The 16208-nt window shown below is 54.3% G+C and carries 13 protein-coding genes; all 13 read right to left on the minus strand.

Annotated elements, in window-relative coordinates; all coding sequences use genetic code 11:
• Positions 1–166: 166 nt before the first annotated feature.
• Complete coding sequence (locus F3J24_RS02755; RefSeq protein WP_003054158.1) at positions 167–514, minus strand: hypothetical protein; 348 nt, start codon at positions 512–514, stop codon at positions 167–169.
• Positions 511–1896 carry a cytochrome P450 gene (locus tag F3J24_RS02760; RefSeq protein ID WP_167002502.1) on the minus strand — a complete coding sequence of 462 codons (1386 nt, stop codon included), beginning with the start codon at positions 1894–1896 and terminating at the stop codon, positions 511–513. Before F3J24_RS02760 ends, F3J24_RS02755 begins: the two co-directional genes overlap by 4 nt.
• Positions 1893–3203 (minus strand): hypothetical protein, encoded by a 1311-nt coding sequence (locus F3J24_RS02765; protein ID WP_167002504.1) that lies wholly within the window; start codon positions 3201–3203, stop codon positions 1893–1895. Before F3J24_RS02765 ends, F3J24_RS02760 begins: the two co-directional genes overlap by 4 nt.
• A gap of 21 nt (positions 3204–3224) precedes the next feature.
• Positions 3225–4661, minus strand: a complete 1437-nt coding sequence (locus F3J24_RS02770) for a capsule biosynthesis protein (RefSeq protein WP_240154219.1) — start codon at positions 4659–4661, stop codon at positions 3225–3227.
• Between the two features lie 158 nt (positions 4662–4819).
• The gene (locus F3J24_RS02775; protein WP_370527706.1) at positions 4820–6841 is read right to left on the minus strand and encodes a capsular polysaccharide biosynthesis protein; all 2022 of its coding nucleotides are present in this window, start codon (positions 6839–6841) and stop codon (positions 4820–4822) included.
• An 85-nt stretch (positions 6842–6926) separates the two neighbouring features.
• Complete coding sequence (locus F3J24_RS02780; RefSeq protein ID WP_240154220.1) at positions 6927–8144, minus strand: glycosyltransferase family A protein; 1218 nt, start codon at positions 8142–8144, stop codon at positions 6927–6929.
• A 284-nt stretch (positions 8145–8428) separates the two neighbouring features.
• Entirely contained in the window at positions 8429–9976 is a 1548-nt protein-coding gene (gene pgi / locus F3J24_RS02785; RefSeq protein WP_167002513.1) for a glucose-6-phosphate isomerase, read from the minus strand.
• A gap of 163 nt (positions 9977–10139) precedes the next feature.
• Positions 10140–11006 (minus strand): UTP--glucose-1-phosphate uridylyltransferase GalU, encoded by an 867-nt coding sequence (gene galU, locus F3J24_RS02790; RefSeq protein ID WP_167002515.1) that lies wholly within the window; start codon positions 11004–11006, stop codon positions 10140–10142.
• Positions 11007–11037: 31 nt separating this feature from the next.
• A complete protein-coding gene (locus F3J24_RS02795; RefSeq protein WP_167002517.1) occupies positions 11038–12207 on the minus strand; it encodes a nucleotide sugar dehydrogenase in 1170 nt (389 codons plus the stop codon).
• A gap of 14 nt (positions 12208–12221) precedes the next feature.
• On the minus strand, positions 12222–13361 hold the full coding sequence (locus tag F3J24_RS02800; protein WP_167002519.1) for a DUF2264 domain-containing protein: 1140 nt from the start codon (positions 13359–13361) through the stop codon (positions 12222–12224).
• Between the two features lie 178 nt (positions 13362–13539).
• A complete protein-coding gene (locus F3J24_RS02805) occupies positions 13540–14268 on the minus strand; it encodes a CatB-related O-acetyltransferase (RefSeq protein WP_167002522.1) in 729 nt (242 codons plus the stop codon).
• A gap of 4 nt (positions 14269–14272) precedes the next feature.
• Entirely contained in the window at positions 14273–15835 is a 1563-nt protein-coding gene (locus tag F3J24_RS02810) for a hypothetical protein (RefSeq protein WP_167002524.1), read from the minus strand.
• Positions 15832–16203 (minus strand): HAD-IIIC family phosphatase, encoded by a 372-nt coding sequence (locus F3J24_RS02815; protein ID WP_167002526.1) that lies wholly within the window; start codon positions 16201–16203, stop codon positions 15832–15834. Before F3J24_RS02815 ends, F3J24_RS02810 begins: the two co-directional genes overlap by 4 nt.
• Between the last annotated feature and the right edge of the window lie 5 nt (positions 16204–16208).

Genomic DNA, 16208 nt, shown 5'->3' on the forward strand with positions numbered 1-16208 from the left:
GCTCGATATAGATCACCGTTGGGGCGGCGAGATCGCGCTTCAACCCGGAAACGCTTAAGCCCTTAACGCGCCAGGGCCGATTCCCGCTGACCCAGATCCATCTCGAAGCGTAAAGAGGCGTAATGCGCCGATTCAGCTCAATCGGCTGAACGGGCCGGCCACCCACTCATTTGATCGTCTGACCCTGCAGGCCTTTTTTCAGGATCAGATCCACCACGGGCTGCTCACGCTTGTTGGCGCGCATGCAGTGATCCTTCTGGAAGTGGTCGGTGACCCTGATCACCCAGCGCGCCCAGCGCTTGTTCTCGCGTTCGCGCCAGGCATGCGATGAAACGCTTTCCCAGGCATAGCCGTTGAGCACGGCGGCATTGACAAAGTGGTCCAGCGCCCGCACTCCGGCCCTGCCCCGCTCCGTCTTGCCGAACAGGCCGACCCAGCAAAGAATCAGCCAGCCCACGACCGCGAGCGGGACCACTGCACACATCAGCACGAAACCTGCCAGGCGCTCCTTCATGCATCCTCTCTCTTGCGCAACTTGATACGAACACCATTTTCGGAGCGAATCGTCAACCGCCCCACGGGCTGCGGCACATGACCCGGCGCGGACAGGATTTCGTAGCGCTGCAGCAGGCAGGCCAGAATCAGGACCGCTTCCTGCAGGGCAAAGGCTGCCCCCAGACACACGCGCGGTCCCATGCTGAAAGGCATGTAGGCATGCTTGATCGCCTCCTTGTCTTCCTCACGGTCAAAGCGATCAGGGTCGAAGGCATCGGGGTTCTGCCACCATTTGCGGTGACGTTGCAGCAGCCAGGGTGCCACCACCACCGTGCTGCGCTCCTTCAATTGCTTGCCCCGGATGGGACAGGATTGAACGTTCTCCCGCGCAAAGAAGCCCACTGGCGGAAACAGGCGCAAGGTCTCACGAAAGATATTCCAGACCTGCGAGAAGCTTTTCATATCCGCCTGCTGCGGCAGACGCTCACCGGCCACCTCCAGCACCTGCTCATAGGCTCGCTGCTGCACGTCGGGCGATTGGGACAGCAGATAGCTGGCCCAGGTCAGTGCGCTGGCAGAGGTTTCATGCCCCGCCAGAAACAGCATGGCGACCTGATTGACCAGCTCTTCCTCATTGAAAGGCTCGCCCGTATTCGGATCCTTGGCCTGCATGAAGGCGGCAAGAATATCCTCCTGCTCCTCGGCCTCGCCCCTCAGATGCGCTTCATAGCGCGGCTTGATCATTGCGTGCAGCAGGCCGCGAATCTCCGTGGCGGCCTGGTTGCTCTGCCAGCGATACCAGGGCATGGTCAGCCAGCGAACGCCGAACAGAGCCGGCAACATGAGCTTGGGAGCCAGTGCCTGGTAGCGGGCAAAGGCCTCGAAGATGCGGTGCGCATCGGGCCCCTGCAAGGGCGTGGAAAAAATCGTGCGGAAAATGATATCGGCAGTGACATGAGTCATCTCGATCTCGATGTCGTAGGGCTGCGCTTCATCCACCTTATCCAGGCGCTCCAGCATGGCTTGCGCGGCACCCAGCATGCGCGGGAAAGCGACGTTCACACGGGCCTGGGCAAAGGCCGGGTTCATCATGGTGCGCTGACGCTGCCACTGCTCGCCATTGGTCGTGAAGATGCTGTCGCCCAGCAAAGGCTCCAGCGACTCATGAAGCAGATGACTCTTGGGAAACTGCTGCGCCTCGCTCTGCATGACTCGCTTGACTTCCGCAATGTCATTGAGCATGTAGAGATCCACGCCGGGCAGATGGACCTCGCCCATCTGCATGCTGTAGCTGCGCTCGAACAGTGCGTCCATCCAGGAACGCCGCGCATGCCAGAACATGCGCAGCTTCGATGTCTGCTCGGGATGGGGTTTGGGATAGGCGGGGCAGAAACGACTCATCGCACCAATTTCCTCTCTATGTAGTCACGCATCGGACCGGCGCTGGTGAGCAACTCGAAATAGTCATAGGCACCGGCAACTTCGCCGGCCATCAGATACTGAAAATGCATGCGCATCTTGTTCCTACGCAACCAACGGTAAGTTGCCGGCAAAAACAGCTTGTGAAAACGCGGTGAACACACGGCTTGCGGATTGAGCCCCCACTGAGCCCGGCGCTTGCCGGCATCGGTAAAGGAGCTGGCGGCCAGGGTCTCATCCTTGCGCCCATCCTCGCGCAATGACAGCCCCACCACATCACACATGCCGAAGCACACGCTGTCGCTGGGAGAGGAAATATCCGCCCAGTACACCGCTTCGTCCATGGCGATCTCGCGCAAGGTCTGCCGCAAAGCGCCAGCACCTGGAAACAGCCCGAACAGCGGAATGCAATTGCCCAGGGTAACCAAGTTCACCAGCGGCGCGCGCGAAGGCTGCAAGGATAAGGGACTTTCGGCCAGCTTGCGGCGAAGTGTCTGAGCCAGCTTCAAAGCCTGTACGCTGCCGACGCTAAAGCCGACCACTACCACTTCTCGCCAGCGCTGCTTCTGTATGGCCTGTGCTACCTCGGTGGCCATTGCCTCGATGCGCGCGTCCAGCACGGGAAAGGACTTTCGGGAACTGATATGGGCAAAGTTCAGAATTCTCAGAAGCCAGCTGATATGCAGATAACCGTCCAGCACCAGGCCACCCCAGCCGACAGCAGCGACCACCACCAGCATCAAAGCGGCTGCGCCCAGTGGCGCCAAGCCGTCCCAGGCACTCACAAGCATAGAGCCCATACCCAATCCGGCCAGCAGCACAAGCAGCATATAAACCAGCGGATACATCAGCGCCCACAAGGTAAAGCGCGCCTGCTCCCGAACGGGTTTGAGCCACTGCTTCAAGTTCCAGATGGAGGCATAGGTGCCCACGGCTTGACGAAAAACCTCTGCCCGGCTCGAAGGCCAGTGCAGACGGACCTGATCATGCCAGTCGAAAAAAACAAAATCGGCGCTAGCCGAGTTTCCGGAGTCCGTCTGAGAGACTTTCCAGCGGGAATGCAGCGATTTTCCTTGCGCCGTTTCACCCTCATTCCATTTTTCTCTGCTGCCAATCGCGTATTTTCGACCCGCGGAAGCCACTGGCTGCTTTTGCGACTCTGCGCGCATCAACTGGTGATAGTGCCTTGCACCGCGCGGATCAAAGCCACCCATGAAAATCACCAGGCGTTCGCAATCCTCCGCCTTCTTTGAAGACTCGACTGAGATATTCTTTTCGCTGCTAGTCACTGGCCCCCTTCATACCAAGGCTTATTCGACAGAGGCGACCCCCTGCAGCATGGAAGGCATGGCATTGACCTGATTGGCCGGCCTGGAAACAAGTAATGGCTCCGCATCCTCTTCGGGCCAGAGCACAGGATCCACCGACAGGCCGCCACCCCACAGGCGCTGGGCCATCTGACCATCCAGTGAAGCCCCGCAACGCCATGAGACAGCAGGAAGCCGGCGATAGAAGCTGCCGTTGATCTGCGTGCACTCTATCAAGGCCTTGCGAAAGCGCGAAAGCATTTCCTGATCAGGAATGGCCTGATGGGCCCTGAACCAGAAGTCCCGCATCTTGCCCTGATAGGTCAAACCTTGCAGGTCATACAAGGCATTGCCGCAGACCTTGACGGGAGCGCCATGACCCAATGCCGAAAGCCCCGTCGTGCTGTTGACCAGCACCACGCCCTTGGCGCTCTTGAGCAAGGAAGGCAGGTGTTGATCATGGATATAGAACACCTTGCCCTGCAATCCATGGCGCCGCGCCAGCAAGCGGATGATATTGGCGTAATTCCGGTGCCCCCGGTCCATGGGGTGGTGCTTGAAAACCACCACGTCGTCCGCAATCGACTTCCCACCTTCGGGCACGCCGTTCGTGCGCTCCAAGGCCTGGGCCCTGGAAAACGAATGCAGCACGTGATTGATGAAATCTGTCACGAAATCATAGTTCGAGTGAACCACGATCTGAGCATCGTTATAGACCTGCAGGGGAGCCAGAAAAAACTTCTTGCGCAGATCACCGAGCAGCAGATTTTCTATCTCTTTTTCCGTGCGCCGATACCAGAACTTGCGCAGATAGCTCAGCCACCACCAGGGAGCATCGCGCACGGTCATGCTTCGGTGATGCAGGGCGTTATTCCAGAACCACTGCCCCAGCCAGGCCGCAAAGAAATACAGCATGCCCCACATGGCCGAATGCCAGAACGAGTTCCCGACCTTCTTCCACGACTCCGTGGCCGGCCCGTTCGAATGGGGACGCGGTGAGACGCCTTCCTGCCGAGCTCTTTGCTCCAGCCATATGGCCAGTCTCTTTTCGAAATGAGAATGCCCGTTGACGCCCATGGGCTCGAACGTAATGTGATCGGGCCGCAGATAGCCTTCTTCAAACACCCCGAAGGCACAGCCCAGGCGCTCGGTCATGGAGCGCACGCAGGCATGGACCGGCCGGCAATCGCCGAACAGCAGCACCGCATCGATCCGGTGCTTGATGATGAAGGCCTCCAGCACCTCAGGCCACTGCGTCAGCTCTCCACGAAACGAATGCGCCTTGCGTGGATAGAACAGCCAGTCTCCCGCATTGAAGTTGAATTTGAAGACAGTCGCCCCCACCGAGCGCAAGTCCTTGGCCAGGTTCCAGAAAAAAGGCCCTACCGGGCCTTGCAGCAACAAAACACGTTTAGACGCAAATCCACTCTTGTTCTTCATGCGTACGGGACTGCGGGCTGTCAGGCCGCTTGGTATTTCTATGGAGGCGTCATGAAGCATGACCCCTGTATTTTAGGGGTTTCACCGAACAAGGCCCTCGCATATCACTGCACGATGACAACAAATCGATGAAAAATAATTGCAAAAAAAGGTAAGTGTCACCAGTCCGACAAAATCGACCGCAGCAGCACCCTGGTTTTGCGCCATTGCCGCCGCAGCCATCCGGACTTCAAGCCCTGCAAGCCGCCAGACTGCTCCAGCGCCGTGCGTTGCTCCAGCAAGCGTCTGAGCACCGCTTCGCAGCTGGTGTAGCCCCTGAGCACTGGGTCCCAATACAAGGGGTAGAGCAGCAGCGCCCCCGCAACCAGTTCATCCAGAGACAGCGCGCGGCTTCGGCGCGGCACGGGCAAGCGATCCTGCGTCAGCCCCCAGCCTGCGTAGAACGGGCGTCCATGCACAACCACCTGCTTGTTGCGCAGCAAGGCATCAAAGCCTGTCAACGAGGTCATGGTCACCACCACATCACAGGCATCGATACAGCTGACCACCGACGCCGCCTGTTCGATATGGTCGGCGTGCTGCAAGGCCTGTGCCGGTTCGACATGGCCTTTGCGATTGCCACTGCTCACATCGGGGTGCGGCTTGAAGACAATGAATGCATGAGGAAATGCGGCGCGCGCTGCCTGGATCAGACCCAGGTTCGTGCAGACGCCATCGGCATCGCAGCCAAAGCGAATGGAGGCATCGTCTTCCACCTGACCCGGCACCAGCACCACCTGCCGCCCGGCCTGCGGAAGATCCGTGCTGAACCAATCCACCGGGCGATTGGGCTCCAGGTTGTACTTGGTGATGCCGTGCTCGACGATAAAGGCACGCACATTGCGCGCACGCTGCAGGTCTTGCGCCGTGAACGCTCGAGTATTGAGCAAATCCTCCAGCTCCGAAGGCTGACCCGGGTCGAAATAGATGCCCTTGGCATCCAGCACAAAGGACTGCGGCGGAATCAGATCGGAGCCCAGGCCTACGGAGCGGACAAAGCCATCCTCCATGCGAAGCAGACGCACGCCCGCTGCATCAGCCAACTCCTGTACACCTGCCGGCGGCACCCGGCCCCAGCAGACCAGGCAATCATCTCCAGCAGGCTGCAAAGCCCTGGCGGCAGCAGCATTCTTGACAAAGACCACCTTGCCCGGATGCAGGGACAACATGGCCTTCACGTTCGCTGCCTTCCAGCGCCGAAAGCCCACCACAATCATGCGCCCACCAAAGCGCAGGGCCACCTGGCGTTGACGCTGCAGCCAGTCAATCACATCCAGCACATTGCCGCGTTGGCGTGTCTCCGGATTCAGATAATGGCTGTAATGCACATACCCCGCTGCGAACAACTCGTCCACCGAGCGTCGGCGACCAGCACGACGCAGCATGGCAGCATATTGGGTCTGGCGATCATCCGTCACGCCCCAGCCCGCATACCAGGGCACGCCAAAACAGACCACCGGCTTGTCGGCAAGCAAGGCTTCAAAGCCCATGGTCGAGCTGACCACATAGACCTGGTCCATCTGCGCAATCAGGCTCATCGGGTTTACTGCATCACGCAGCAGCACCGTACGGGCATCGGGCTGCACGCCCGTCAGATAGCCGCCCTTGCGACCCGAAGTCACCTCGGGATGGGTCTTGACATAGACCGTGGCCTGGGGATTCTCGGCCAGGGCCGCTGCCAGCATGGCTTCAAAAGTAGCGGCATCCGCCCCGCCCTTTGCCACACTCATATCCCCAGCCGTCTGATCTACCACCAGCACCCGTTGAGCATCGTCGCTGCGCAGCATGCCGTCTGGCAACTCAGCAGCATGGTTGTATTTGCTCAAGCCTGCCGATAGCAGCTGCTCGCGAGCCTGCCGCACCAGCGCGGCATCCGCGCCCAGCAGATCGGCATCGCTGCAAAGCAGGCGCTCCAGCGCGCTGGGCCTCGTGCAGTCGTAGTAGATGCCTGTGTCATCGACCACCAGCGACAGCGGCGGAAAATGCTCGCCGGTGCCGAAGGAGCGCAGAAAGCCATCCTCCAGTGCGACATAAGGCAGGCCATGCGTGTCTGCATAGGCCAGTGCCTGACGAGTGGTTGGACGCAGGCCCCAGCCCGCAATACATTCAACTGGGGAGGCGCACCAAGCTCGCAAGCGCACCGGTGTGACCTGTAGCAACACCGCAAGAAAAGGAATGCGGAGGATTCCTCTCGAAAAAATGCCAATTCTTTGCGACACCAGACTCTCAAATAAAAACGGGGTCACTGCTAGCATCGGCAAGCAGCCTCTGTTGACGGACTTGATTCTGCGCGGCTCTGACCTGCTCTGGCGTGACACAGATCTCCTCCGGTGCCGCGAAGACGCGGCCTGCAGACAATGCCTCCAGATCGAGTGGCAGACACGGTACTTTGCCATGGCGCAAACAATCCAGATGCCAGCCTGCCCAGGCCTCCCAATACGCCAGCCGTTGTGGCGAAACACCGGCATCCGAGTAGCCTGTGCCCTCTGCCGTCATCAGCGAGCCTATACGGTGCGAACCCAATGCAAGCGGCTTGGTGATGCGTTTGACGGCATCTTTTCCAAACACCAGCCGCAGCCGCACATGAAATTCGCTGTCGGCTCCCGTTCGCACACAGTCCCAAGCGCCCATGCGCTGCAATACCAGCTCACGCCGGAACAGGGGTGAAGAGGGATTCAGGCGCATCAAGGTGTGCACGGGACGGGCATAGAAAATGCCGTCATCCTGCATACGCACCCAATGCGAAGTGGTCGCCACCAGTGAAGCATCTTCCAACAAGGGGCGCACCTGCATTTCGATCTTCAACGGGTGTGACCAGTCGTCAGAATCGTGGCAAGTCACAAACTCTCCACGGGCAAGCTGCAGTCCCATGCTCTTGGCCAGATAAGTACCGCCATTCGTCTGCAATCGCAGCAGTCTTACGCGTGCATCCTTTCGCGCCCAACTCTCCACCAGCTCGGGGGTGTCGTCAGCGCTGGCATCATCCACCACGATGATTTCAAGATTGCGATAGGTCTGATTCAAAAGCGACTCGATCGCCACCGATGCTCTCGCGCCGGTCTGAAAAGTCGTCATCAAGACAGAAACCAGTGGGCCATCCGTCACTGCGGGCAAGTCGGGCAATTTCACATTGCAGGGGCCGGGCATCTGCTGCGGATCGCGCAGCGCCACCGGCGGTAGCCCGTGCGCTGCAAAAAAACAATTGAGTCGCTCCAGCTGCTGCTCGGGCCGATCGGGCTCCGCCATGGTCTGGTAGAGATACAGCTCTGGGTAGCGTGCCGCCTGACCACCGTTCAAAGCATCTGCCAGCAACTCACGCGCGCGCTGAGCCTGGTTTGTGCGCAATAAAAGTGCGGCGTGCAGAGCCGGAGGTACGCCCTCAGGCACAGACTCCAGCACCTGCAAGGCCTCTGCTGGCATGAATGGCGCCAGAGCATCGGCCAATGCGACACGCAAGCGCGCCGGAGTCCCCGGCCACCGTACCGCAGCCAGCATATTGCGCGCCCGGTCATGCTGGCCGCATGCGGCCAGAGAAACCACGGCAGGCATGACATAGCGCCTGCGGCCCGGCTTCAGCGGCAGTGCCGCCACCGTGGCATACATACCCAGGCGATAGTACGCCCTGGGCACCCAGCTATTGAGAGCCCCCAAAGAACTGGTGTCCGCCTCGGCCAGGGCACGGGCTACATCGCCGCGCAGCAGATGCAGCAAACTACGCAAGGCTTTCATCAGACTCGCTCCGTTTCCGAACGGCAATACGCCAGCAATCCCGCCGTGGACACATCAAGCCCTGATAGATCGCCGGAGTCCATACGCACGCGCAGGTCCCTGGCGAGCGTCTTACCCAGCTCCACCCCCCATTGATCAAAGCTGTTGATGCCCCATACCGTGCCTGCCACGAACACCCGGTGCTCATGCAGTGCCAGCAGGGCTCCTAATGAATCGGGAGTCAATGCATCCAGCAGCATGAAGGTGCTGGGCCGATTGCCCGGAAAGTCCTGATGTCCGGGCAACTGTCCCTGCCCGGCCTTGCTACCCTGCATCAGCGCCTGCGCCTGGGCCAGGGCATTGGCCAGCAGGGCCTCCTGGTGCTCCGGCAAGCCATGGGCCGCCGTGCGGGCGGCAATGAACTCCACTGGGATACGCTGGGTTCCCTGATGCAGCCACTGAAAGAATGCATGCTGACCATTGCTGCCAGGTTCACCCCACACCATGCCGGTCGTTGGATAGCCCACAGGCGCGCCATCTGCACGCACCTGCTTGCCATTGCTTTCCATCTCCAGCTGCTGCAGATAGGCCGGCAGTCGGCGCAAGCCATGGTGATATGGCGCAACACAGCGCCCCGGCATACGCAAAAAGCTGGCGTACCACACATCCAGCAAACCCAGCCATACCGGCGCATTGCGCTCCAGCGGCGCCTGGGCGAAATGCGCATCCATTTCCGCTGCACCAGCGAGCAGACGCCCGAAAACCTCGGGCCCGACGGCCAGAGCCACCGACAACCCCACGGCAGACCAGATGGAAAAGCGCCCGCCAATCCCCTCCGGGATATGCAGTGTTTGAATGAAGCCGCTTTGGCAAGCCAAGTCCTCACGCGAAGACACGGCCACAAAATGATCGGGCCAATGCAGATCGCCAGCCGCACATACCCAGGCTTTGGCCGACTCCATATTGCGCTGCGTCTCGGCCGTAGACCATGACTTGGAAGCAACGATGAACAATGTCCGCTCGGGCTGCAGACCTTGAAGCGCCTGGTGCAGGTCATGGCCATCCATATTGGACACCACATGCACGCGCGGCCCACCTTCGCACCACGGCTGCAGTGCCTGCAGCAGCAACTCAGGCCCAAGGCCCGAACCACCAATGCCGATATGCACCACATCCGTAAAACGGGCCGTTTCACGCAACTGTCGCGCCAAGGTCAGCATGGCCCGCAAGCCGGCGTGACATTCGTCCTCTGGCATGGAGCAGCCCTGCGGCGCCAAAGGAGCCCGCAAGCGCACATGCAAGGCCGGGCGTTGCTCGGTTTCGTTCACCACGGCACCGGCATACAAGGCATCGCGTCGCTGCACCAAACCAGCCTCCTCAGCCAATTGCAACAAGGCCTCCAGCACAGACTCATTCCACAAGGATTTGGAGCAGTCCAGCAAGACATGAGGTGCCTGCAAGCTCAACCGCTGAAACCGTTCCTGGCTGCTCAGTGCCTGCTGCAGATTCAGCGTTTGCTCGCAAACGGCAGCCCTGGATCTCAGCGCCTGCCAAATGGGTGTATCCACACTCAAAACATCATCCTTGTCAAATCACACTCTGCAGGCCTTGCCTGCATTCGCTCCTGAAAAAGAAGCTTTTAGCGCAAGATATACTGTGGTTTCAGGTTATTTATTACCTGAAACCCAATATATGAATACGCCAGTAGCTATGCTATTGGGCTGGCGTATTCTAGTTGCGCAGCGACTGAAGCAACGCCTCGAACTGCTCCCCCACCTCAGGGTGCTTGCGCGCCATGGCCAAGGTAGCTTCCAGATAGCCAATCTTGGAGCCGCAGTCATAGCGTTTGCCCTGATAGCGGTAGGCCAGCACCTGCTCTTCCTTCATCAACGCTGCAATTCCGTCAGTGAGCTGGATCTCTCCGCCTGCGCCCTTACCCAAGCGGGCCAGATGATGGAAGATACGCGGCGTGAGCACATAGCGCCCCACCACGGCCAGCGTGGAAGGTGCCTCCTCCGGCTTGGGCTTTTCCACAATCGCATGCACGGCCTCCAGGTCTTCCTTGAGCGGCTTGCTGTCCACAATGCCATAGCTGCGCGTGTCTTCACGCGGCACCTGCTGCACGCCCAGCACCGAGCATTTGTAGTAGTCGTACACGTCCACCATCTGGCGCATCACCGCCGGCTCGCCATCCAGCAAGTCATCCGCCAGCAACACGGCAAACGGCTCATTGCCCACTACAGGCTGTGCACACAGCACGGCATGACCGAGACCCAGGGCCTCAGCCTGGCGAATGAAGACACACTTCATGTCGGAAGGCATCAGGCTTCGCACATAGTCAAGCATCTCGGTCTTGCCGCGACGCTCGAGCTCATTTTCCAGCTCGTAGGCCTTGTCGAAATGGTCTTCGATGCTGCGCTTGCTTCTGCCAGTCACGAACACCATTTCCTTAATGCCCGCAGCCAGGGCCTCTTCCACCGCATACTGAATCAGCGGCTTATCAACCACTGGCAGCATCTCCTTGGGACTTGCCTTGGTGGCAGGCAGAAATCGGGTGCCCATCCCCGCAACCGGGAAAACTGCTTTTGTGACCTTCATCGTTGCGAACCTTTAATGAACAAATGACGGCTCACGCATCGCCACCAAACAAATCACGTGTATAGACCTTGTGCGGCACGTCGACCAACTCGTCCACCACGCGGTTAGCCACAATCACATCAGCCATCTGCTTGAACTCCGACAAGTCCTTGACGACCCGGGAATGGAAGAAATCAGGAGCATCGAGCACAGGCTCATACACGACCACTTCGACGCCCTTGGCCTTGAGACGCTTCATCACCCCCTGGACGGAAGAAGCACGGAAATTGTCCGAGCCAGCCTTCATCACCAGACGGTAGATACCCACCACCTTGGGATTACGCTTCAAGATATCGTCTGCTACAAAATCCTTGCGTGTGCGGTTCGACTCCACAATCGCATGCATCAGGCTCTGCGGAACATCGGCATAGTTGGCCAGCAACTGCTTGGTGTCCTTGGGCAGACAATAGCCGCCGTAACCAAACGAAGGATTGTTGTAGTGCCCGCCAATGCGTGAGTCGAGACTGACCCCTTCAATGATCTGGCGCGTATCCAGCCCATGCACGGCCGCATAGGTATCCAGTTCATTGAAATACGCGACGCGCATGGCCAGATAGGTATTGGCAAACAGCTTGATGGCCTCGGCCTCGGTGCTGTCCGTCAGCAATACCTGCACATCTTTTTTGATGGCGCCTTCGCACAGCAGGTCGGCAAACTGCTGACCGCGCTCGGAGCGTTCCCCAACCACGATGCGGCTAGGATGCAGGTTGTCATACAGGGCCTTGCCTTCACGCAGAAACTCTGGCGAGAAAACAATGTTCTCACTACCCAGTTGTTCTTTCAGGCGCTTGGTAAAGCCCACAGGCACCGTTGACTTGATCACCATCACCGCATTCGGATTGATGGCCATCACCTCACGTGCCACCGACTCCACCGACTTGGTATTGAAGTACTGCGTTTGCGGATCGTAATCCGTGGGCGTGGCGATGATGACAAAGTCTGCGCCGGCATAGGCATCCTGCTTATTCAGCGTGGCACGGAAGTTCAGCTTCTTTTCCGCCAGAAAACTCTGAATCTCGGCATCCACAATGGGAGACTTTCTGTCATTGAGCAGAGCTACTTTACGCTCGTCAATATCAAGCGCCACCACCTCATGATGCTGTGCCAACAACATGGCATTGGAGAGGCCGACGTATCCTGTACCCGCAATTGCTATCTTCATTTTCAAGTTCCCGATTATTTCAGCGCTTTATCAAGCGATATATCCTGCCCAAGCCAAAAGCAAGCTCTTTGTGTCCACGGTTTCTCCGGCAAACTCCAGAATGGAGCACTTTCTTCTAGACCCAGCGGAAGAAAGGCAACACTGCACAGATAGAGGCTCCCCGTAGAAATATAGTTTTCACCAACTCCTGGCTGGTGACCATTGATTCCAATCTGCAGCCAGCCATTTTCATCATAGTTCTCGGCTCGGCCGAGAGTCTTCTCTATCACCGCCCACATTGCAGCTCTCACAGCACCAGCGTCCAAGCTTGCCGGCAAACGTTGCTGCCAAGCCAATTGGGCCAGCACATGCAAAAATCCACAGCGATAAGCCAAAGAGCGCCCTATCAAGGGATAGGAGCCATCGGGTCCAATCATTCTCTCAAGAACCACTGCTTGGCGTTGAGCGCGCAGCAAAACCAAAGGCCGCATCCGATCCCACTCTGAGTGCTGTCCCTGCACCGCATCCAGAATATCCAGCAACATGGGCAATATTACAAAGCTATTGTAATAATCCCAATGAAACTCTGCCCCGTCGCCATATGTACCATCTCCGACATACCATTGCTGGTGCTGACGCAGCGCGTAATCCACCCGCATGCGATCCCATGGCTTTCCAATTGAGCATAGGAATGCCTCGATCATTGCTGAAAAAAGCAACCAATTGTTGAAATGCGGACGAATCTGACGCGAGCTTAAAAGACAGTTTAATACGTTTTCCTTGACCTCTTCACTGAGCCCATACCACAAAGCTTTAGGCGCCCGAAGAAATGCTTGGGCAAGGAAAGCAGCCTCAACCAAAGGTTGCGTCCCACTATGGAAATTAAACCTACTTGGTGATTCAGGATTAGTTATTTCATCTATTAGAAAAATAATGTCTTCGGCCCATTCAGAAATTCGCCCATCGTGAGTATTCTTTAGGTTTAGTTCCAACGCAGGAGCCAAGCCAACCATCCACCTTACTAAAGCTTCAATATGACTGCTCTCTTGATTATTGCCGACAGCCATCCCTACTCGGGGTATTGCATCTTTAAATGAATCTAACTTCAGAGAAGCTCGTAGCGGTTCTCCCAAACGAATAAGGGCGCTGCTAAAATTTGACCTTAGTGAAGACATGTAATTTTATGAAAACTTCAATATTATTTACAATAAAATAATAACAAAATGATTTTAATTTCTTACAGAATAGATAAATCCTAAGTTATGTAGACCGATAAAAATACAAAATATTTAATGCAAGAAGCATCTACCCATACAGTAAAAAACCAAACATCAATCTAGCGTCCTCTTGAAATCAGACTATATTTTGATTTCCAAAAGAACGAGGTGTAAATATTTTCTCAGAATTAACACATTTCAAATCTTCTATAAAGGCAATAGGATCACGCATATTCAATGCCGAAATAATAGACGGATGCATATCCCACCATTTTGATTCTAACAACCCCTCTATAACTTCTGCATCGAACCGATATCTTATTAATCTAGCAGGGTTACCCCCATAAATTGCATAGGGTTCGACATCCTTAGTAACAACGGACTCTGCAGCAATAACTGCGCCAGTCCCAATATTAATTCCACGAGCTAACCATACATTGCTGCCGATCCAAACATCGTTATTAATAACAATCTCTCTTCTTGGTTGCTTATTAAAAATAGCAGGAAATGAACAGTCAAATTTTTCAATTCCACTAGCGACCATGGAAAAATTTTTGTCGTAAACAAATGGAGATGTGGTTACAGCTTCGATCGGATGTCGAACTCCTGAAAACTTAAGCCCTCCAGCGATTGAGCAATAACGTCCAACAGTTACATAATCAACCAAACTTGACCAAGAATAACTCATAAATCCCAGCGACGCGAATCTATCCCCCGAAAGAAAAGCACACCCCTCTTCTATACGAAAAACATCTGGAAAGAAAACTTCCTTCTTATCATTAATTCTCCCCGCACCGGAATTTGTAAGAAATATATTGTAATCAGCAAATATTTCTTTTACCTCTTCAAATTTAAGAACAATCATATCATTATTTATTTAGTAAAAACTCTTTATATAATCTAACAGCGTTAAGTAGCATAGCCTTCTGACGACCAGGATTATCAGCATGCAAAGGAAGCATTGAAATAAACAATAGCACCACCAAAGGTAAAATATCAATCACTGATTCTCCTTCTATAAAAGAAAAATCGAAAAACTTATCCTGGATTAATTTAACTCGATTATCAATATCAAATTTAATGCAATCAAACCCATCTGAGTCAACATCAATCTGGTACCGACCGGCAATTATAAAATCATACAAACCTATTATTGAATGGGTCAATTTTGCCAGATCATATTTCTGATCACCGAAAATAGTTAAATCACCATCAAAGCTCAACCCACGAGGATCTATGACCTTTAAACTACTTGAACGAGAATCAAACAAAATATTGCTAAAGCACAAATCCCCATGCAATATTGCAGGTACCAAAGACCTTTGAAGCGTCAGATGGATACAATCTTCAGCAATTCCAGAAGCAGTTAAAGGTCTACCATTATGCAAAGATAGAACAGTATTACTAGAAAATCCCGTTTCATGCTCAAACAATCTTAAGCGCTTAATTGTTTTACTCTGGTACAGAGCAAGAGCCTCTTTCTTTAAAACATCAAAATAATCAAAATCACCCTCTCTAGCATCTTCAAAAAATTTCTTTAGCAATCTAAATTTTTTTATCCAGAAATCTACTGAATTTCTTCCATGAACAAATAATTCATTCAAGGGAAGATAGGGCAAATACTCTAACGCGTAAAATCTTGCACCGCTCTCTAAAATACCGGAGCTTAAAAGATGAGGAGTATATTTTTTTATGTTCAACGGGACATTTTTAAACCAATTCTCTTCTGCTTCTATTTTTTTTACCGGCTCGCCTGTTTTATATAGAACGCCATCCACAATCTTCAAAGAATTAAATGAACGTTGAGTTGTTATTCTAGAGCGCGATGAGAAATACGTATTCACATGCCCAAGATCGAACCATTTCTCACAAGCAATGGCTTTCAATTTATTTTTATTCCCGTATTCTCTTACTGCATGCACGAAGTTTCTACGACTTGATGCCAATGCACGCAAAAATTCACGTTGATCAGAAAATGAGAAAAATCCAGACCACACCAACGTAGCCTCAATGCTATTCTCAGCGAGAGACTCGATCTCCCAATCATAATCCCCGGCAGATTGGCCAACAGCAACCTCATCTAAACCGGTTGGCAAATCTAATATTAAAGTATCACCATGTAGCAATCTCAACGTTTTGCCTTCGACAGATGCCACATTCAAAACATATGTTAACGCTTCTGCAAGTGAGAAATCTTCAGGAACAGCAATCACCTCGACTCTCAAGGATTGCATCAGCTGCTGCTCATCTAGTGTCAATTCGTAGTTCGCAGGCAACGAGACAATAATTTTCTCGTCTTTGAAACGACGTAGCTCTTGGACCTGATGTTCCAGCAGCTTTTTATTTCCCAAAGGGAGTAAACATGGCGGAATCAAGCCCAACTCATTCCTGAACTCAGGGATCACATAAGCAGCAGAATTGATAACAATCACTCTTTAATTCCCAGCATATTCTTGATATCGACTATAGACATGCTCGCAAACTCATTCGGTCTGACAGACCTATCATCAACATAAAAGCCTTCTGTTCCACACCACGGTTTTCCGGTGTATATTTCATCATAAGGAACTTCATGCCTATTTAACCAATCTATAATTACTGGCAAAGTATTTGCATTAATCTTGCCTATGTTGCCAGAATATGTTCTCATATTTCTACTGGTACATATAACGATTTCAAAGCCCATGGCCCTAAAATCTTTCATTCGATCAATTACATCTTGTTTTGGTAAAGAATTTCCATAATCACCATTTAATGTACTACAAATGGTGTCATCCAGATCCATGATTATTCTTTTCATATTAA

The sequence above is a fragment of the Comamonas sp. Tr-654 genome (assembly GCF_011752915.1).
In the GTDB taxonomy this organism is placed as follows: domain Bacteria; phylum Pseudomonadota; class Gammaproteobacteria; order Burkholderiales; family Burkholderiaceae_C; genus Comamonas.

Excerpts from the sequence above, each read along its gene's own strand:
- F3J24_RS02755 (WP_003054158.1), bottom strand. The coding sequence starts at position 514 with ATGAAGGAGCGCCTGGCAGGTTTCGTGCTGATGTGTGCAGTGGTCCCG.
- F3J24_RS02760 (WP_167002502.1), bottom strand. The coding sequence starts at position 1,896 with ATGAGTCGTTTCTGCCCCGCCTATCCCAAACCCCATCCCGAGCAGACA.
- F3J24_RS02770 (WP_240154219.1), bottom strand. The coding sequence starts at position 4,661 with ATGAAGAACAAGAGTGGATTTGCGTCTAAACGTGTTTTGTTGCTGCAA.
- galU (WP_167002515.1), bottom strand. The coding sequence starts at position 11,006 with ATGAAGGTCACAAAAGCAGTTTTCCCGGTTGCGGGGATGGGCACCCGA.
- F3J24_RS02795 (WP_167002517.1), bottom strand. The coding sequence starts at position 12,207 with ATGAAGATAGCAATTGCGGGTACAGGATACGTCGGCCTCTCCAATGCC.
- F3J24_RS02800 (WP_167002519.1), bottom strand. The coding sequence starts at position 13,361 with ATGTCTTCACTAAGGTCAAATTTTAGCAGCGCCCTTATTCGTTTGGGA.
- F3J24_RS02805 (WP_167002522.1), bottom strand. The coding sequence starts at position 14,268 with ATGATTGTTCTTAAATTTGAAGAGGTAAAAGAAATATTTGCTGATTAC.
- F3J24_RS02815 (WP_167002526.1), bottom strand. The coding sequence starts at position 16,203 with ATGAAAAGAATAATCATGGATCTGGATGACACCATTTGTAGTACATTA.